Here is a 19333-nt window from a genome sequence, read left to right as displayed (position 1 = left end):
GGCAAGTCCTCCGGAGGACCCCCCGGATCCGTCACCATCAGCCGCGGGCTCGAACGACTGGCACCCGCAGCAGAGATGCTACGGGTGCTCAGGGAGAATGGGCTCGCGAGATGAGACCAATGCTCAGGCCCTGGTTCGGGTCGAGGGGCGAATAGCCCCCGCGGGGCCCGGGGCAGCGCCCCGGCGCAGCGGCCCCAGGCTAGGCCTCGGTGAGCGGAATCCCGCAGAGATTCGCGATGAGCGAGACGAGTCGCCCGAGGTCCACCGGTTTCGGCACGTGCCGCTGGAATCCCGCGGCGAACGCGCGCTGGCTGTCCTCCGTGCGCGCATACGCCGTGAGCGCGATGGCCGGGGTTCGCCCGCCATACTCCGCGGGCAGCGTGCGGATGCTGCGGATCAGCGCATATCCATCCATCCCCGGCAATCCGATGTCGCTCACGAGCACGTCGGGTCGGGAGCGCGAAAGATCATCGAGGGCCTCGTCGCTCGACGCGGCGAGCGTCACGGTCGCGCCCTTCTCTTCGAGCACACGCCGCAAAAGCGCGCGCGCATCCTCCTCGTCGTCCACCACGAGCACCTTGAGCCCCGAAAGCCGCACCCGCTGCTCGTTCGCGGCCGCGGTCTCGTCCTCCGACGCACGCGTGGCAGGCGTGCTCCGGATGGGCAGCTCCACGGTGAACGTCGAACCTTTTCCGATTCCGTCGCTCACCGCGAAAATCGTCCCGCCGTGCGCCTGAACCATTTGCTTGACGAGCGCGAGCCCGAGGCCGAGCCCGCCATGCCGCCGCGCCGTGGACCCGTCCGCCTGCCGGAAGGCCTCGAAAATGTACGGCATGAACGAGGCATCGATGCCCTGCCCGGTATCCGTCACCCGGAGCAGGAGGTTCGAACCCGAAAGAAATGCGCTGAGCTCGACCGTGCCGTCCTTCGGCGTGAATTTGATCGCATTCGAGAGCAGGTTCCAGACGACCTGCTGGAGCCGTTCGGGATCACCGAGCGTGAAGCCGAGCGGGCCGAGCGCAATCGCTAGCTTCACGCCGCGCGCCTCCGCGACGGGCCGGAGGGATTCGACGGCTGCCTGCGTGACCTCCACGAGGTTCGTCGGCACCATGTCGAGTCGAAACTTGCCGCTCACGATCCGCGAGATGTCGAGCACATCGTCGATGATGCGCGCCTGCGCCCGTGCATTTCGCTCGATGACCGAGAGGGCCCGCTCGACCTGCGGCGGCGCTTTTTGCCGCGCGAGGACGGCCCAGCCGAGGATCGCATTGAGCGGCGTCCGGAGCTCGTGCGAGACCGTGGCGAGGAACTGGTCCTTCGCTTGGCTCGCGAGCTCCGCCTCGGCGCGCGCCGCGCGCTCGCGTTCGAGCAGCGCGGCGCGCTCGGCCTCGTGCGTCGCGCGCTGGAGGTGCCTGGCCACGGCCCAGGCCGCGCGCTCTGCCATCGCCGCAAAGAGCCGCTTTTCCGCCTCCGAGAAGCTCGAGGCGCGGTTCGATCCGATGAGCGCGACCCCGACGACCTCCCCGAAATGGAGGAGCGGCATGCCGTAAAGGGCGCGCGTGCTCCCCGATTGGAGGCAACCGCAATCGGGGAAAGTCGACGTGCCCTCCACCTCGACCGGCTGTTTGCCCGCGGCAATCGCCCCGCAGAGACCCTCACCGATCCGCACGGACATGCCCTCGTCCACCCCGTGCGGACCCACCGCGGCGCGCACGCGGAGCTCCTCGCCCTCCCGCAGCAGCACGGTCGCCGTATCCGCGGCGTCGGCGGCGCCGAGGAAAATATCGAGCAGCTCGCGCAGGAGCACGCCGAGGTCGTCCGTGTCGAGCGCCGCGGTCGCGATACGCTCGAAGGCCACGAGCCTGCGCACGGCCTCGTCGCGCTCCCGCGTCCGCAATTCGACCTGCGCTTTGCGGATCTCTTCCCTTTGCTGGAAGAGATCCACGAACGCCTTCACGCGGGCGCGGAGCACGTCGACGTTGAACGGCTTCGTGATGTAATCCGCTGCGCCGATTGCATATCCGCGCCGCGCGTAGGCCTCGTCGCGATGGATGGCCGTCAAGAACAGGATTGGCACCTCGCGGCCGTGCTCGGTCGCGCGCATGCGGCGCGCGACCTCGAAGCCGTCCATGCCCGGCATCTGGACGTCGAGCAGCACGACGGCGAACGGCTCGCGACGCACGCATTCGAGTGCCTCGACCCCCGATTTCGCCTCCACGAGCCGCGCGCCGAGCGGCTTCAGCACCGCGGAGAGGGCGAGGAGGTTTGCCGGTGTATCGTCGACGAGCAAGACACTCGCGAGCGGCGTCGGTTGTTCCGCGTTCATGACTTCCTGGGGGGCCATCGGTTTCAATCGAGCTGGCTCGGGCCGACGTGCTTCTTGAACCGCCAGTCGTGAATCACGGCGAGCAGCCGCTCCGGATCGACGGGCTTCGTCACGTAATCGGAGGCCCCGGCCGCGAGCGCCTTCTCCCGATCACCCTTCATCGCCTTCGCGGTGAGCGAGATGATGGGAAGCGATTGGAACTGGATGATGTCGCGGATGGCGCGGGTCGCGGTGAGCCCGTCCATCTCCGGCATCATCGTGTCCATGAGCACGAGGTCGACGTCGGGATGCACCTGGAGCAATTCGAGCGCGATGCGCCCGTTCTCCGCGTGGAGCACCTCGATCTGGCGCGCCTCGAGCACCGTTCGGAGGGCGAACAGGTTGCGGTTGTCGTCGTCGACGAGCAGCACCTTCATCCCGCTGAAATCGACATCGGGCGGCAGTCGAAGGACGGTTGTGTCCGTCGACGGCGGCATGGCGCTCGATTCGTCGCGGTCCGGCGCCTCCGGTCCGACGTACGTCGCCGGCAGGTACAACGTGAAGGTGCTGCCCCGGGCCGGCGCGCTGACGACGTCGATCGTGCCGCCGAGCAGACGCGCAATTTCGCGGCTGATCGTGAGCCCGAGGCCCGTGCCGCCGTATTTGCGGCTCGTGGTCCCGTCGGCCTGCTGGAACGCCTCGAAGATGAGCTTTTGCTTCTCCGGCGGAATGCCGATCCCGGTGTCCTGCGCGGCGAAGCTGATCATCGTCTCCCCTCGATCCCCCGGCGCCACGGCGATCGTCATGGATACGCCGCCCTCGCTCGTGAACTTGAATGCGTTCGAGAGCAGGTTCTTCAGGATCTGCTGGAGCCGATTGACGTCGGTGTAAAGTGTCTCCGGCAGCCTGGGATCCATGCGTACCTCGAACGACAGCGACTTCTGATCGGCGACATGTCGGAACGTCTGCTCCAGGTAATCGCGGACGTCCGACAGGCGGAACGTCCTCGGATCGATCGGCATCTTGCCCGCCTCGACCTTCGAGAGATCGAGGATCTCGTTGATCAGCGCCAGGAGATCGTTGCCCGACGTGTACACCGTCTGCGCGAAGCGAACCTGCTCGGCCGTGAGATTGCCATGCTGGTTGTCCGCCAGCATCTTCGACAGAATCAGCAGGCTGTTCAGCGGCGTCCGGAGCTCGTGCGACATGTTCGCGAGGAACTCCGACTTGTACTTCGAGATGAGCTGGAGCTGTTCGGCCTTCTCCTCGAGGCTCAGGCTCGCGAGCTCCACCTCGTTGTTCTTGATTTCGAGGAGCTTCGCCTTTTCGTTGAGCTCCGCCGCCTGCGCTTCGAGCTCCGCGTTCGACTTCTTGAGCTGCTGCAAAAGCTCCTCCGTCCGCATGCTGGAGGAGATCATGTTGAGGATGACGCCGATGCTATCCATCAACTGGTCGAGGAACGCGAGGTGGTTCGCGATGAACGGCCTGAACGAGGCGAGCTCGATGACCGCCTTCGTCTCGCCCTCGAAGAGCACCGGCAAGACGACGACGCTCCGCGGCGGCGCCTCCCCCATGCCCGTTGCGATGTAAATGAACCCGTCGGGTACGTCGTGGAGCATGATGCGCTTCTTCTCGAACGCGCACTGCCCGATCAGGCTCTCTCCCAATCGATACGAATTCGACAAGTTCTTGCGACCGCCGAAACCGTAGCTCGCGATGAGGTGCAAGACGGGATCGCCGCTCGGGTCGCTCTCCATCATGTAAAACGCGCCGTGCTGGGCGTCCACGAGCGGGGTGAGCTCGGACATGATGAGCCGGGCGACGGAGACGATGCTGCGCTGGCCCTGCATCATGCTGGAGAACTTGGCGAGGTTCGTCTTGAGCCAGTCCTGCTCCTGGTTCTTGTGCGTCGTGTCCTTGAGGTTGCCGATCATCTGATTGATGTTGTCTTTCAGCGCGGCAACCTCGCCTTGCGCCTCGACCGTGATGTACCGGGTCAGATCGCCCTGCGCGACGGCGGTGGACACTTCGCCGATCGCGCGAACCTGCGCCGTCAGATTGCCGGCGAGCTGATTGACGTTATCGGTCAGATCGCGCCACGTGCCGGCCGCGCCTGGCACCTTCGCCTGGCCGCCGAGCTTGCCTTCGATACCGACCTCGCGCGCCACCGTGGTCACCTGATCGGCGAAGATACGCAGCGTGTCGGTCATGTTGTTGATCGTCTCGGCGAGCGCGGCGACCTCGCCCTTCGCTTCGAGGACGAACTTCTGGCTCAGATCGCCATTGGCGACCGCGGTCACGACCTTCACGATGCCGCGCACCTGCTTCGTCAGGTTCGAGGCCATGATATTGACGTTGTCGGTCAGGTCCTTCCAGACGCCGGAGACGCCGGGGACCTTGGCCTCCGCGCCGAGTTTGCCCTCGATACCGACCTCGCGCGCCACCGTGGTCACCTGATCGGCGAACGTGCGCAGCGTGTCGGTCATGTTGTTGATCGTTTCGGCGAGCGCGGCGACCTCGCCTTTTGCTTCGAGCACGAACTTCTGGCTCAGATCGCCGGTGGCGACCGCGGTCACGACCTTCACGATGCCGCGCACCTGCTTCGTCAGATTCGCGGCCATGACGTTGACGTTGTCGGTCAAATCCTTCCAGACGCCGGAGACGCCTTTCACGTCGGCCTGGCCGCCGAGCTTGCCTTCGGTGCCGACCTCTTTCGCGACGCGCGTCACCTCCGCGGCGAACGAATTGAGCTGGTCGACCATCTTGTTGATGACGTCCTTGATCTGAAGGATCTCGCCTTTGACGTCGACCGTGATTTTCTGCGTCAAATCGCCATTGGCGATGGCCGTCGCGACCTTCGACACGTCGCGGAGCTGAACCGTGAGGTTCGACGCCATGGCATTGACGTTGTCGGTCAGGTCCTTCCAGGTGCCATACACACCTTTGACGTCGGCCTGGCCGCCGAGCTTGCCTTCGGTGCCGACCTCCTTCGCGACGCGCGTCACCTCCGCGGCGAACGAATTCAGCGTGTCGACCATCGTATTGATGGTGCTCTTGAGCTCCAGGATCTCACCACGCGCGTCGACCGTGATCTTCTGCGAGAGGTCGCCTTTCGCGACGGCCGTCGTGACCTTCGCGATGTTACGGACCTGCGTGGTGAGGTTCGCCGCGAGGACGTTGACGTTATCGGTGAGGTCCTTCCACGTGCCGGAGACACCTTTGACGTCGGCCTGGCCGCCGAGCTTGCCTTCGGTGCCGACTTCTTTCGCGACGCGCGTCACTTCCGCGGCAAACGAGCGAAGCTGGCCGACCATGACGTTGATCGTGTTCTTCAGCTCCAGGATCTCGCCACGCGCGTCGACCGTGATCTTTTGCGAGAGATCGCCCCTCGCGACGGCGGTCGTCACGTTCGCGATGTTGCGCACCTGCACGGTGAGGTTCGCCGCGAGGACGTTGACGTTGTCCGTCAGGTCTTTCCACGTGCCGGAAATGCCCTTCACTTCGGCCTGGCCGCCGAGTTTGCCCTCGGTGCCGACTTCCTTCGCGACGCGCGTCACTTCCGCGGCGAACGAATTGAGCTGATCGACCATGACGTTGATCGTGTTCTTCAGCTCCAGAATCTCGCCGCGCGCGTCGACCGTGATCTTCTGCGAGAGATCGCCCTTGGCGACGGCGGTCGTGACATTCGCGATGTTGCGGACCTGCGTGGTGAGGTTCGCCGCGAGGACGTTGACGTTGTCCGTCAGGTCCTTCCACGTGCCCGACACGCCCTTCACATTGGCCTGACCGCCGAGTTTGCCCTCGGTACCGACCTCCTTCGCGACGCGCGTCACCTCCGCGGCGAAAGAGTTCAACTGGTCGACCATCTTGTTGATGACGTCCTTGATCTGGAGGATCTCGCCCTTGACGTCGACGGTGATCTTCTGCGTCAAATCGCCATTGGCAATGGCCGTCGCGACCTTCGACACGTCACGAAGCTGCACCGTCAAATTGGCCGCGAGACCATTGACGTTGTCCGTCAGGTCTTTCCACGTACCGGAGACGCCGCGCACCTCGGCCTGGCCGCCGAGCTTGCCTTCGTTGCCGACCTCTTTCGCGACGCGCGTCACCTCCGCGGCGAACGACGAGAGCTGGTCGACCATGACGTTGATCGTGTTCTTCAGCTCGAGGATCTCGCCGCGCGCGTCGACCGTGATCTTCTGCGAGAGGTCGCCCTTGGCGACCGCGGTCGTCACCTTCGCGATGTTACGCACCTGGGCCGTCAAATTGGCGGCGAGACCATTGACGTTGTCCGTCAGGTCCTTCCACGTGCCGGAGACGCCTTGCACCTCGGCCTGGCCGCCGAGCTTGCCCTCGTTGCCGACCTCCTTCGCGACGCGCGTGACTTCCGCGGCGAACGAGCGGAGCGTGTCGACCATGGTGTTGATGGTGTTCTTGAGCTCGTAGATCTCGCCGCGCGCGTCGACCGTGATCTTCTGCGAAAGGTCCCCATTGGCGACCGCGGTCGTGACCTTCGCGATGCTGCGGACCTGGGCCGTCAAATTGGCGGCGAGGCCGTTGACATTGTCGGTCAGGTCTTTCCACGTGCCGGAGACGCCTTTGACGTCCGCCTGCCCGCCGAGCTTGCCCTCGGTGCCGACTTCCTTCGCGACACGCGTCACCTCGGCCGCGAACGACGAGAGCTGATCGACCATGACGTTGATCGTGTTCTTCAGCTCGAGGATCTCGCCGCGCGCGTCGACCGTGATCTTCTGCGAAAGGTCGCCCTTGGCGACGGCGGTCGTCACTTTCGCGATGTTACGGACCTGCGCGGTCAGGTTCGCCGCGAGGCCATTGACGTTGTCCGTGAGGTCCTTCCACGTGCCGGAGACGCCTTTGACGTCCGCCTGGCCGCCGAGCTTGCCTTCGTTGCCGACTTCCTTCGCGACGCGCGTGACCTCGGCGGCGAACGAGTTCAACTGATCGACCATCGAGTTGACGGTGGTGCCGATACGAAGGAATTCGCCGCGCACCGGGCGACCGTCGATTTCCAGGACCATCTTCTGCGAGAGGTCGCCGCGGGCGACGGCCGTGATGACGCGCGCGACCTCGTTCGTCGGGGCCACGAGGTCGGAGATGAGCTGATTGACGGACGCCATGCAGCTCGCCCACGACCCCTTCGCGGGGCCGACGGAGGCGCGCTCGTGCATCTTTCCTTCCTGTCCGACGACCTTGCCCACGCGAACGAGCTCGCTCGTCATGTGCTCGTTCAGGCCGATGATGTCGTTCAGGAGCTCGCCCGTGCGGCTCAGAATCCCGTCCTTCTGGTATTCGAAGCGGACGGTGAAATCGCCTTGCTTGACGGCCTTCAGCACCTCCTGGAGGTGCTCGACCTCGGCGCGATTGTCGTCCGAGAGGCGCTCCCACTCCGCAATGGTCGAGGCCGCGCTGCGGCTCCGGGCGCTCCTGCCGAGGCCCCTCGCGCCATTCTTGGCCGTGCTTTTGCCGTGGAGATGGCCATCGATGCCGTTCGAGGTCTTGTGCGCGCCATTCGCGCGCACGGTCCGGCTCTGCTTGGAGACGACGACTTCTTTTGCGCTCATTCCTCGTTCCCCAGGGACGTCCTCGGTCCGCTGCACGACCACCCCCTGGATGAGCGGTCCTCACCCAGCGTGGTCGAGGAGCAGGCTTAGCTTTGTTCGGGGCGGCACGCTTGCATCATCCTGCATGAGGCCGGCACGTCCCTTGAAATTCGGAAATGCACGTTCCGCCCGCCTCGCAATGCTGTCGTCGCCTGGTTGCACCGTGTTCGCGCCGGTGGTACGCCCCACGCGGGAGCGACATTGGCCGAAGAGCGCCGATTACCCGACGAGGTCGCGCGGTTCATCGCCGACCACATCACTTCGGTGGAGCAACTGGAGATCCTGTTTCTCCTGCGCGGCGCCCCGGACGAAGACTGGAGCCCCCGCGCGGTATGCGAAGCCCTGCGCACGAGCGAGCAATCGGCGAGCCGCCGCCTGGCCGATCTGGAGGCGAGCGGCCTCCTCACCTCGCGCCTCGACTCCAAGCAACGCGTGTACCGGTACGCCCCAGCTTCGCCGTCGCTCGATGACGATGTCGCTCGTTTGTCGGCGGCTTACACCGAGCTCCGTTACAAGGTGCTCGAGAGCATCTTTTCGAACCCGATCTCCAACCTGCAGGTATATGCCGAGGGGTTTCGGTTCAGAAAGGATCGGGATGGCTGAGACCGTTTATTCGCTGTGCCTGCTGGCCAGCCTGGTCTGCGCGGCGCTTCTCCTCAAGAATTACAGGCACACGCGTCTGCGCCTCATCCTGTGGACGGGCCTCTGTTTCTCCGCGATGGCTCTGAACAACCTGCTGCTCCTCACGGACCTCTTGATCGGGCCGCTCGCCGATCTCTCCATTCCGCGCGTGGTGACCGCGGTCATCGCGGTGGGGCTCCTTCTTTACGGAATGATCACGGAGGTCACGTGATCCAGCTCCTCTCGGGTGTATTCGTCGGAATGGCCCTGGCCGTCTGCCTGTTTTTCGTGCGATTCTGGCGGAAGAGTCGCGAGCGGCTGTTCGCGCTGCTCGCGCTGGTCTTCGCCCTCCTCTCCGTCGAGCGCAGCGTCCTCGCGTTCGTCCCCGGCGGCTACGAGAGCCGTCACTGGATCTTCCTCGTCCGGCTGCTGGCGTTCGCGCTCCTCATCGCGGGCATCGTCGACAAGAATCGGCGCCAGCCGCACCGCGCCGTCCCGCGGGCGCGTTGATTCACTTCGTGCAGGAGAAGACCTCGGCGTGGGGGCGGCGTAGGTATTCGCTCCAGTAGTCGACCCCGAGCGCCGCGATGCCCTCCGGGGCGACCGCGGGCGGGTGCCAGACGATATCGCGGAAGCCAGCTTCGCGCAGGGCAATCTCGTAGGTGGTGCGTTTCCGGTAATAAGCCGAGATCGTGAACGGGAGCTCCGGCACCAGGCTCTTCACCGTGACGACGTCGCCGTCCTCGCCGGGCGACGCCGCTTCGAAGCCGTATTTCCGATAATACGACGTGTCTCGAAGCTCGATGTCGGGGCTCATGCAGATGGACACGAGGCGGCCGCCCGGCCCGAGCGACGCGTGGAGGCTCGTGCACATGTCGCGCAAGACCTCCCGCGACGGCGCGTAATGCAGGAGGTAAGTCGCGGCGACGATGTCGAAGGTGCCGAGGCCGCGGGCGTTCTGCGCATCGAGCACATGGTATTCGATGCCGAGCGGCTGTGATGCTTCGAGGTGGCGGGCATAATCGACCATGCCCTCGGAGTTGTCGATGCCGACGACGCGGGCCGCGCCGCGCTGCTTGAACCGACGGCTGTAGAGCCCCGTGCCACAGGCGACGTCGAGCACCGAGCGGCCCGTGATGTCGCCGAGCGCCTGGAAAAACGTGTACTCCTCGAAAAACTTCCGGAGCGGCATGTCGGCCGTCAGGTTCGTGATCGCCGCGAGCGTGTCGTACTGGCTTCCCATCTCGTTCCTTTCTTTCAAAGTTCGATCAGCGCCTGCGCCGCGACCAGGGGAATCGACGGCCGCGCGCTCGCCATGCTGGAGAAGCGCACGGCCGCGGGGTGTGGCACCCGCGCGAGCGTGTCGAGCTCGGTGGGACGCACCGATTGATACAAAACCTCCACCGTCACGCGTCGGATCGCGGCGCCGCCCTCGATCTTGTACGTGACGCGGTCGAAGCCGGGCTGGAACGTACCGTCGCCCGTGACGCCGACGGGCCCGATCCAGTCGATCCACGGATCCGCGCTCGACCAGCCCAGGGGAAGGAGGCGATTGTCCTTGACAAACCCAACCGAGGCGAGCGGCCGGTGCGTGGGGGCCCCGGTCGCGTCTTTGGCGATGGCCTCGTAGACCTGCACCTCGGATTCCTTGGTGACGACATCATGGTGCGGCAGGACCGAATCCGATCGATCGAGCCGCGCGCCGGCACGATCCACGAGCGCGCCCGTGGCGTCGAACCCGCCCGATTCGAAGAGCACCTCGCCGCCCGCGCCCTCGGCGCGCAGATGGATCCAGGCACGCCGGCTCGGATATCCGGTGGGGAACTTGTGCCCCGCGTGATTCTCCACTTGCACCTCGACGGCGAGCGCGCTGCCCTGCATCGACGCCGAGAGAATGCTCACGACCGCTCCCTCGGCGACGTGCGCCTCGGCCCGCGCCGCCGATTGTTCGAGCTCCTCGGGCGCCACGCCCGCGCCCGTCCATTCCGCGTTGTCCGCGAGGATCCGCAGCATGTAGGCATTCCCTCCGCTGAACCGATGCTGGCCGTACGGCGTGCGCGCGCCGAGCCCGGCGGGGAACTTGGCAATAGGCGAGGAGATGTCGACCTTCGCTCCGTCCTGCGTGGGCAAATGGCAGGTCGCGCAAGGAACACCCTCCGCGAACGTGGAGTTTTTCCACTCGAGGTAGGGCGCCTGCTCGAGGAAATCCCCTACACGCTGGTCGCCTTTCATGATGGGCACGAGCACGGTGTGGCACGTCGCGCAGACCTCGCTTTTCGTGATGTGCGCGGAGGCGGTGGGCGTGTAATTCACGATGAGCTGCATCGGGTCGACCTTGGGCACGAGGTGTGGGCCATAGATCTCCCGCTCGTATCCGATGACGAACCCGCCGCCGAAGCTCTGCGTTTTTCCGAGCCCGTCGTCGGCGATCTGGTGGCAAAGCGTGCAGGTCACGCCGTCGCGGGCGAGGTTTGCCTCTTTGCCGTCGCCCGCGACGAGGGCGTCGAACGTCAAATGCCCGCCCGCCTGCGCTTGCTCCTCGGACCCCGCCGGCGCATGGCAGCGCGTGCACGTCTCCTCGACGAACGCCTCGCGGCCCGAATGCTTGACGAGCTCCTCGCCGAAGACCGCGAGATAATAAGGATCCCGCGCCGCGAAGCCCATCATCGAGCTTCGCCACAGATACACCGGGGAAATGTCGTTCCCGGCGGCGTCGTGCATGACCGTGGTCTCCGGGCCGGCGAAGTGGCATTGCCCGCACTGGCTGCTCGTCGCAAAGCGGTCGGTGGTCGTGAGAACGACGGGCGGGAGCGGATCGAGCGGCGGGGGGAGCTCGACCTCTGGCTCGGGCTCGGGCCCAGGTGTGGTGCCGCCGCCGGGCGGCGTCTCCCCGCAGGAAAACCCGAGGGGCAAAAGAAGCAGCAAGACGCCTGCGCGAAGCGCGTATCGGGTGTTCGTCGCGTTCATGGCAGATTCCTCCGATCGGTGGGCCCGGACGACATCAAACCAGAGCCCCGCACGAGAGGCGATGACATTGTGCAAGCCGCGAGAATGATGACGGAACGCAACGGAAGGTGCCTCCTAACATTCTGGTACGATGTCCACGCCGCCGAAAAACTCGTCCACGAGGATCTTCCAGGCACGGCCATTCTCCTCGGGCCCGCATTTGAACGCCGTCTTCGCGAGTTTTTCGCCGCGGAGCACGGCGCGCGTCTCGCGGTAATACCGGGCGGCGAGGTCGGCGCCGTATTCGTTCACGGCGTCGCCGTTGTTCGGCTGGAAAGCGTAATACGTGCCGCCGCGGACCATCGTGGGCGTGGGCGCGTAGGGCGCGAGGCACGAGGGCTTCGTGCTGCATTTCTGGAGGATGGCGTCGTGGATCGATCCGAGCTTCTTGCGCGACCATTGCTCCGGCCCCGAGAGCCGCGCGGCGTCGTTCAGGTGGAAAATCTCGTGGAACAGGGTCTCCCGCACGGCCTCCGCGGAGCCGTGCAGCGAGCCCGAGACGTTGTACCCGATGCTCCAGCCGCTCGCGTAGGCCGACGGGGTCGTGCGGCCGACGGAGCGGAAAAACTTCCAGGAAATGGCGCGATGTCGATACTGGACGCCTGCCTTCGCGCGGGCGGCGACCGCGTCGAAGAAGGCGTCGAAATCGGCGCTCGCCTCGGCGACCCAGCCGAGGTGTTTTTCGTAGCGGCCGACGGGCAGCTCCGGGACGATACGAATCGAGCCGCGGAAGCCACCCTCCATCACGTAAGGCTCCTCGACGCCGACGACGCTGCCGGTCTTTTCGTAGAGCGAGAGCACGGTGGCCCGCGCGGAGGCGTGCCCGTCGTAGCGTTTTCCGAGCAGGCAACGAATTCGCGCCCGCGCGTCGGCTTCGGTGCAGGCCGCGGCGGCGGACGCCTCGCCCCGGAAGAGCAGCGTAACGGCTTCGTCCGCCGAAATGGCCGGGGGCGCGGGAACGCTCGCGGGAGCGGGCGCAGGCGCGGGCGCGGAGGCGGGCGCGGAGGCGGAGGCGGAGGCGGGAACGGCAGCGGATGCGGAGGCGGATGCAGGCGCCGGATCCGACGACACGGCCGGCGCCCCGCAGGCAGCAAGCAAAAGCGACGCGACGAATCGGGGTTTGGCCAGGCGTATCATTGTTCCATCGCCGGAGGTCCGGGCCGAGGGGCGGTCAAATTCTTGCCGGTAGCATACTGCGAGTCGTGACTTCCGAAAAGGCGTGGTAGGGTGTGAGCCGGCGTCCGGGTCCCGGTCGCCGATGGAGGACGACATGCTTCGTTTTGGCTTGGTTCGTGCTGGTGGGATGGTGGTGGCGGCCGCGGCGCTCGCGCTCGCGGCGTGTGGTGGAACAGTCGAGGGAGGCGGAGAAGGCGGGTCCGGCGGATCCGGCGCGCAAGGCGGCGTCGGTGGCGTCGGCGGCGTCGGTGGCGCCGGCGGCGTCGGCGGGACGGGCGGTACCGGCGGCATCGGGACGGGCGGGGCCGGCGGCGTCGGCGGCGCAGGCGGCGCGGGCGGTGCGGGTGGCGGCGGGCAAGGCGGCTCCGGCGGCAGCGGCGGGAACTTGCCCGATTGCTCCGGCGGCCCGGAGATCGTGCTCGCCATGAATCACATGCTGATCGGCGATACGGATCCGGACGGGACGGCGAATCCAGTGAACGCCTGGAAGCAATACGGAAGGAACATCGACGGGCTCGTGTCCACGAAGGAGTCGACCGGCCTCTGCAAGCCCGCCTTCGGCGGGTCGCCGGCCGCGGTGTATCCCGACGGGATCAATGGCATCGATAATGCGTTCGGAAAGAACGTGCTGCCCATTTTCCTTGGGCTCACCGCGGACTTGAGCGCGCGGACGAACGAGGCCATCGCGAACGGCGAATACACGTATCTGCTCTCGATGTCGAACGTCGGTCAGGAGGCGTGCACGACGTCGAGCAAGCTCTTCCTCGGCGGGAACCTGGGGCAAACACCGGCCTTCGACGGGACCGACGTCTGGCCGATCGACGTGTCGTCGCTCACGGATCCGGCCGATCCGACGTCGGCGATCTGCTCGTTCTCGTCCACGGCCATCACGCAGGGCGCGGTTGACACGATTTCGCCGAGCCAGCTCACGCTGCGGCTCAGGTTCCCGGACCTCTTCGACATGCACCTGCCCATTCATGAGGCCCGCATTTCGATGCAGCTCGACGCGAATCAGCAGGGCGCCACGGGCGGCCAGATCTCGGGCGTCATCTACACGCAGGACCTCACGGACGAGGTGGCGAAGCTGGCCTCCCAGTTCGACGAATCTTTCTGCGACCCGAGCAGCCCGACGCTGCAGAGCATCCTGAATCAGCTCCGCCAGGCCTCCGACATCATGAGCGACGGGACGCAGGATCCGACGAAGGAGTGTGATGCGATTTCGATCGGGATCGGCTTCACGATGAAGTCGACGCAGCTCGGGAGCGTGGTACCGGCCGTGCCGCCGCCGCCGGATCCGTGCGTGCCCTGAGGTAACGAGCGGCCATCGCAGGGGGGAGCCTAGAGCATCGACCGGTTCGATGCTCGGAAGATCGTGAAGCGATCTTCCCTCGGGGGGTGAATCGGCCGGGCTTTGCCCGGACGAGAGGGGGACGCGAGGCGTCCCCCTCGGGACAAGAGAGCTAGAACATCGAGCGGTTGCAAACCGATCGATGTTCTAGCGCTCTCCCACGCCCGATCGAAGAAGGCGGCAATCTTGCTCCGCCCTCCCTCGGACCTCCTGATCACGCAGAGTGCCCTCGCGGCCACGGCACATCGTGCTCGCGCTAGGCCGCGAAATTTTCTAGATCAAGAAGGCCATGCAGGACCACGCCCCCATCTTCGGGTTCAACGCGGCGCGGGAAGACATCGTGCGGACCGTGATCTCGCGCGTCGTGCTCTCCACGAGAGATCCCCTGCTCGCGCTGAACGACGCGGCTTACCACGAGACGAAGCGCCTCGAAGCCAGCAAGCGCGGGCCCGAGGAGCAGAAGGAGCTCGCCGAGTGGCAACGGCTCGCCCGCGCCTTGAGCCGCATGGACGACGGCGAACGGCGCCAGAAGCTCGTGGAGATCGTCGATCACATCGGCTGGGACGTGGCCGGGAACTTCGATCCACGCGTGTTCAAGGTGTCGTCGAAGCTCCTGCCGCCGATCGTGACGTACCTGCTCGCGCCGCGGACGCTCGTGCGCCTGGCCCGCGATCCGAGGCACCTCGTGAGCCTGTCGGCGCTCGATGACAAGGTGCGCGTCGAGGGGCCGGTCGAGGAGCTGCGCGAGCTTTCGCGGCACGGGACGGCGGTGTACGTCCCGACGCACCTCTCGAACATGGATTCGATCGTGTTCGGCTACGCGCTCGAGCGCGCCGGTCTGCCACCCGCGACCTACGGCGCCGGCAAGAACCTGTTCACGAACCCCGTGCTCTCGTTCTTCATGCACAACCTCGGCGCCTACCGCGTCGACCGGAGGGTCCGGCACAACCTCTACAAGGACGTGCTGAAGACGTACTCGTGCGTGCTGCTCGAGCGCGGCTACCACTCGCTGTTCTTCCCGGGCGGAACACGCTCGCGCTCGGGCGGCGTGGAGCGGCGGCTGAAGCTCGGGCTGATGGGCACGGCGATCGAGGCGTACGCGCGGACCTTGCTCGCGAACCGGGAGCGGCGCGTGTACTTCGTGCCCGCCACGATCAACTACCTCATCACGCTGGAGGCCGAGACGCTGATCGCGGACTTCCTCGCCGAGGCCGGCAAGGGGCGCTTCATCATCGAGGACGACGAGTCGTCGCGCCTCGGGCGCGTGACCGCGTTCATGCGCAAGATGTTCGACATGCAAGGCGCCGTGGTGATCCGCTTCGGCAAACCCATCGATCCCTTCGGCAACGTGGTCGACGAGCGTTGCCGATCGTTCGATCGGCGCGGGCGCGAGGTGGATCCCGCGAGTTACGTGAAGGATCTCGACGGGCGCGTGACGCTCGATCCGGTGCGCGATGCGCAGTACACGCGCGAGCTCGGCGACGAGATCTGCAAGGCCTACCTGCGCGACACGGTGGTGCTGGAGACGCACGTGGTCGCCGCCGCGAGCTTCGAGCGGCTGCGGCGCGCCTCGCCCGCCGGGGATCTCTTCACGGTGCTCCGGCAGCGCGACGTGGTCGTGGTGCCGCGCGACGATCTCGCGCGGGACGTGGTGAAGCTCCGCGATCGGCTGGTCGAGCTCGCGGATCGCGGGGAGATCGTGGTGGGCGGGTTTCTGCGGACCGCGTCGGGCGGCGACATCGTGGAACGCGCGCTCCGGGCCTTCGCCGGCTACCACGCCTCGCCCGTGCTCGCGTCGCGGGCGGACGGGATCGCGATCGTGGACACGAATCTATTGTTTTATTACCAGAACCGGCTCGCGGCCCACGGGATGGCCTGGGACGTCATCGCGCCCCCGGGCGTGCCGCCCGCGCGGCCGCCGGTCTTCGCCAAACCCGAGGCGCAAGAGGCGGCGCAGGGAGGTTTGTCGTGACAGAACAGAGCCAGACGCCGAGCGTGGGGATCGTGGGCGGCGGGCCCTGGGGGCGGGCGCTCGCGACGGCCGCGCGTCGGACGGGCGCGGAGGTGGTGCTGCACTCGCGGCGTGATCAGCCGGACAGCGATCCGGGGCTGCATGTGACGGTCGATTACGCGGAGGTCGCGAAGGCGCGGCTCGTGGTGATCGCGGTGCCGTCGTCGGTCGCGCGGAACGTGCTCAGGGCGCTCGGCGATCACCTCGGCGGGCAGCACCTCGTGGTGCACGGGGTGCGCGGGCTCGGGTCCGAGGAGCTCGAAACGGTGAGTGATCTCGTGCGGGAAGAGACGCCCGCGCGGCGGCTCGGCGCGCTCGGTGGGCCCGTGCAGGCGGGCGAGCTCATCGAGGGGCGGCCATCGGCGATGGTGATCGGGTCGCGGTTCCCCGAGGTGATCACGGCCGTGACGCGGGCGTTCCAGAGCCCGAGCCTGAGGGTGTACGGGACGAACGATCTGCGCGGGCTCGAGTGGGCCTCGGCGCTCGTCGGATGCCTGTCGATCGGGGTCGGCTACGCGGAAGAGGCGGGCGCGGGGCCGGGGCTTTTGGCGGCGCTGATCTCACGCGGGGTCGACGAGGCGGCGCGGCTCATGGCCGCCGCGGGCTGCGAGGAGCGGACGATGTTCGGGCTCGGCGGGTACGGCGATCTGCTCGCGTCGATCGCGCTCGAAGACCGGCCAGAGGTGGTGCTCGGCAAGGCGCTCGCGCGGAAGGTGCCGCTCGATCAGGCGATCGCGATGGCGAAGCTCCGCGTGGAGGCGATCCCGCTGATCCCGCGGATCGCGCGGTTCGCCGAGGAGCACCGCGTCACGGCGGGAACGTTCCGGGCGCTCTCGGACATCCTCGCCGGCGGGCGCCCGCAGGCCATGCTGGATCGCATGTTCGCAGGGTAGTCGCGAATCTGGACGGACCACGTCGAAAATCTGCCGCTACGGCGCGGCGGATCCCGCTTGCACCGATGCACGATCCTGACCGAACATGAACTCTGTGTCTGCCGCGCAAAGCCTATCCGACAACGAGCCGGTGAGCGTCGGCAAGTACAAGCTGATCGCGAACCTCGGCCGCGGGGGAATGGCCGACGTGTTCCTTGCCGTGGTCGCGGGGCCCCTGGGCGTGAACAAGCTGCAGGTGGTGAAGCGGCTGCGCGCCGAGTTCGCCGAGGATCCCGAGCGCCGGGAGATGTTCCTCGACGAGGCGCGGATCGCGACGCGCCTGAATCACCCGAACGTGGTGCAGACGTTCGAGGTGCACGCGGAAAAGGGCGTGTACTTCATCACGATGGAGTACCTCGAAGGCGCGCCGATGAACCGGCTCATCAACCGGTCGTCGCGCACGAAGACGCCAGCGCCGCCCGGAGTGCTGCTCCGGATCCTGGCCGACGTGCTCGCAGGGCTGCACTACGCGCACGAGCTCGCCGATTACGACGGCAAGCCCCTCAACATCGTGCATCGCGACGTGAGCCCGCACAACGTGATCGTCTCGTACGACGGTCAGGCGAAGCTGCTCGATTTCGGGATCGCGAAGTCCGAAGTGCGCATGATGGAGACGCGCGCGGGAATCATGAAGGGGAAGCTCGGGTACATGGCCCCCGAGCAAGTGCGCTGCAAGCCGCTCGATCGGCGCGCCGACGTGTTCGTCGCAGGCATCGTGCTGTGGGAAATCCTCGCCGGCCGCAAGATGTGGGACAAGGCCGCCGACATGGAGGTGCTCCACAAGCTCGCGACCGGTGATCTGCCGTCGATCGAGTCGGTTCGTCCAGACGTACCTCCCACGCTCGCGAAGATCTGCGGCAAGGCGCTGTCATACGATCCGGTGGATCGATATACGACCGCCGCGGAGATGCGGACGGCGATCCTGGACTACCTCGACAGCGCGAAGATCCGCGTGACGCCGGAGGACATCGGCAAATACGTCACGGCGGTCTACGCGGACAAACGCGCCGAGATCCGGAAGATCATCGAGCGGCAGATCGCGAAGCTGCGGCAGAGCGAGGCGTCGTCGCCGTCCGCAGAGGACATGCCCGCGTCGTCGATGCGCGTGGCGCGTGTGGACACGGCGCACGGCGGGAGCGAGCCCGGCGTGGGGGCAAACCTGCCGAACCTGCGCAGCATGCCGCCGTCGATGGAGGCGCCCGACACGATCGCGCCTTCGATCCCGCCGCCGCCGAGCCTGCCCGCCCCGGCGTCGCTGGAGCCGCCGCCGGTGACGCCGACGCTCGACCGAAACGCGGGGCCAAAGACCGAGCCGCCCGCGGTGCGGAAGAAGCAGCTCACGCCCGTCGTCGTCGAGCCGCCGGCAGAGCTGGTCGAGGCGGGGCCGGAGTCGTCGCGCGGATCGGAGCGCGTTCGCTGGCTCGTGGCGCTCGTGGTGGTGCTCGCAGCGGCGGTAGGCGCGTTCGTGGCCCTCAGGCTGAGGCAAACCCATGCGCCGCCGACGCCGCCTGCGGCCGTGGGGACGTCGCCGCACGATTCGAAGCAGCCGAGCTCCGGGCCGGTCAAGCCGGCCGCGACGACGACGGCGCCGAGGAAGTGACGCGCTTGCCGGGGCGGCGTGCCCGCGCTAGTCGGCGGCTCGACATGAGCCGATTCTCCCCGCGCGCGCTGATCTTCGACATGGATGGGCTGCTCGTCGACTCGGAGCCGCTCTGGCACCACGTGGAGCGCGCGTTCGCCCGCGCACGCGGGGGCGAGTGGACCGACGAGATGGCCCTCGCCTGCACGGGGCAAGGGATCGGGCGGATCGTGCACATCATGGGGGAGCAGATCGGCTTTCCGGTGGACGAGGCGCGCGACGTGGCGGAGCTCGAGGATCGCTTCCTCGCGCACGTGGAGAGTCTTTCGCTGAAGCCGTTTGCCCGGGCGTTCCTCGACGAGGCGCGGGGGCGGCTGCCGATCGGGCTCGCGTCGTCGTCGCCGCGGCGGCTGATCGACGCGAGCCTGAAAAGGTTTGGCCTGACGGACCATTTCGACGTGACGGTGTCCGGGCAGGAGGTGCCGCGGGCGAAGCCGTGGCCGGATGTGTATTTGCGCGCGGCGGAGCGGCTTTCGGTCGGGGCCGAGGGGTGCCTCGCGCTGGAGGATTCGAAGAACGGGGTGCGGGCCGCGAAGGCCGCGGGGATGGCGGTGATCGCGGTGCCCGAGGGGGATGGGGCCGCGTTCGTGGAGATCGCGGATGTTGTGGTGAGGAGCCTGGAAGAAGCGCGGGCGCTCGTGCGGTTGCCGTAGCGCCCGCGCGCTTCGTTTCCG

Annotated in this window: 13 protein-coding genes; 8 read left to right on the top strand and 5 right to left on the bottom strand. The window is 66.9% G+C overall.

Annotated features, from left to right (window positions below; genetic code table 11):
* Positions 1 to 199 precede the first annotated feature (199 nt).
* On the bottom strand, positions 200 to 2326 hold the full coding sequence (locus KEG38_RS20335; protein ID WP_272421387.1) for a response regulator: 2127 nt from the start codon (positions 2324 to 2326) through the stop codon (positions 200 to 202).
* A 23-nt stretch (positions 2327 to 2349) separates the two neighbouring features.
* Positions 2350 to 7887, bottom strand: a complete 5538-nt coding sequence (locus KEG38_RS20330) for a HAMP domain-containing protein (RefSeq protein ID WP_272421386.1) — start codon at positions 7885 to 7887, stop codon at positions 2350 to 2352.
* Between the two features lie 240 nt (positions 7888 to 8127).
* Here KEG38_RS20330 and KEG38_RS20325 point away from each other — a divergent pair, with 240 nt between their 5' ends.
* Genes KEG38_RS20325 through KEG38_RS20315 form a run of 3 tightly spaced genes read left to right on the top strand, consistent with a single transcriptional unit; the run spans position 8128 to position 9057 of the window.
* Positions 8128 to 8529, top strand: coding sequence for a winged helix-turn-helix domain-containing protein (locus tag KEG38_RS20325; protein WP_272421385.1), 402 nt, complete (start codon positions 8128 to 8130; stop codon positions 8527 to 8529).
* On the top strand, positions 8522 to 8779 hold the full coding sequence (locus KEG38_RS20320; RefSeq protein ID WP_272421384.1) for a DUF5985 family protein: 258 nt from the start codon (positions 8522 to 8524) through the stop codon (positions 8777 to 8779). The genes KEG38_RS20325 and KEG38_RS20320 overlap by 8 nt, the downstream gene beginning before the upstream one ends.
* A complete protein-coding gene (locus tag KEG38_RS20315) occupies positions 8776 to 9057 on the top strand; it encodes a DUF5985 family protein (RefSeq protein WP_272421383.1) in 282 nt (93 codons plus the stop codon). The genes KEG38_RS20320 and KEG38_RS20315 overlap by 4 nt, the downstream gene beginning before the upstream one ends.
* A 1-nt stretch (position 9058) precedes the next feature.
* On the opposite strand, the gene KEG38_RS20310 is transcribed toward KEG38_RS20315, so the two are convergent.
* The 3 genes from KEG38_RS20310 to KEG38_RS20300 form a co-directional block, all read right to left on the bottom strand.
* On the bottom strand, positions 9059 to 9790 hold the full coding sequence (locus KEG38_RS20310; protein WP_272421382.1) for a class I SAM-dependent methyltransferase: 732 nt from the start codon (positions 9788 to 9790) through the stop codon (positions 9059 to 9061).
* Positions 9791 to 9804: 14 nt separating this feature from the next.
* Positions 9805 to 11514, bottom strand: a complete 1710-nt coding sequence (locus KEG38_RS20305; protein WP_272421381.1) for a hypothetical protein — start codon at positions 11512 to 11514, stop codon at positions 9805 to 9807.
* A gap of 114 nt (positions 11515 to 11628) precedes the next feature.
* Positions 11629 to 12690, bottom strand: coding sequence for a hypothetical protein (locus KEG38_RS20300; RefSeq protein ID WP_272421380.1), 1062 nt, complete (start codon positions 12688 to 12690; stop codon positions 11629 to 11631).
* Between the two features lie 133 nt (positions 12691 to 12823).
* On the opposite strand from KEG38_RS20300, the gene KEG38_RS20295 reads away from it, so the two are divergent.
* The 5 genes from KEG38_RS20295 to KEG38_RS20275 all read left to right on the top strand — a co-directional run bounded on the left by KEG38_RS20295 (position 12824) and on the right by KEG38_RS20275 (position 19312).
* The gene (locus tag KEG38_RS20295) at positions 12824 to 14038 is read left to right on the top strand and encodes a hypothetical protein (protein WP_272421379.1); all 1215 of its coding nucleotides are present in this window, start codon (positions 12824 to 12826) and stop codon (positions 14036 to 14038) included.
* Between the two features lie 328 nt (positions 14039 to 14366).
* Entirely contained in the window at positions 14367 to 16049 is a 1683-nt protein-coding gene (locus tag KEG38_RS20290; RefSeq protein ID WP_272421378.1) for a 1-acyl-sn-glycerol-3-phosphate acyltransferase, read from the top strand.
* The gene (locus KEG38_RS20285; RefSeq protein WP_272421377.1) at positions 16046 to 16981 is read left to right on the top strand and encodes an NAD(P)-binding domain-containing protein; all 936 of its coding nucleotides are present in this window, start codon (positions 16046 to 16048) and stop codon (positions 16979 to 16981) included. Before KEG38_RS20290 ends, KEG38_RS20285 begins: the two co-directional genes overlap by 4 nt.
* An 85-nt stretch (positions 16982 to 17066) precedes the next feature.
* The gene (locus KEG38_RS20280; RefSeq protein WP_272421376.1) at positions 17067 to 18620 is read left to right on the top strand and encodes a serine/threonine protein kinase; all 1554 of its coding nucleotides are present in this window, start codon (positions 17067 to 17069) and stop codon (positions 18618 to 18620) included.
* Positions 18621 to 18664: 44 nt separating this feature from the next.
* Complete coding sequence (locus KEG38_RS20275; RefSeq protein ID WP_272421375.1) at positions 18665 to 19312, top strand: HAD family hydrolase; 648 nt, start codon at positions 18665 to 18667, stop codon at positions 19310 to 19312.
* Positions 19313 to 19333: the final 21 nt, after the last annotated feature.

The organism is Polyangium jinanense, assembly GCF_028435265.1.
GTDB lineage: Bacteria > Myxococcota_A > Polyangia > Polyangiales > Polyangiaceae > Polyangium > Polyangium jinanense.
The sequence above is the reverse complement of the archived record's forward strand: the minus strand, read 5'-3'. Positions and strand labels throughout refer to the sequence as shown.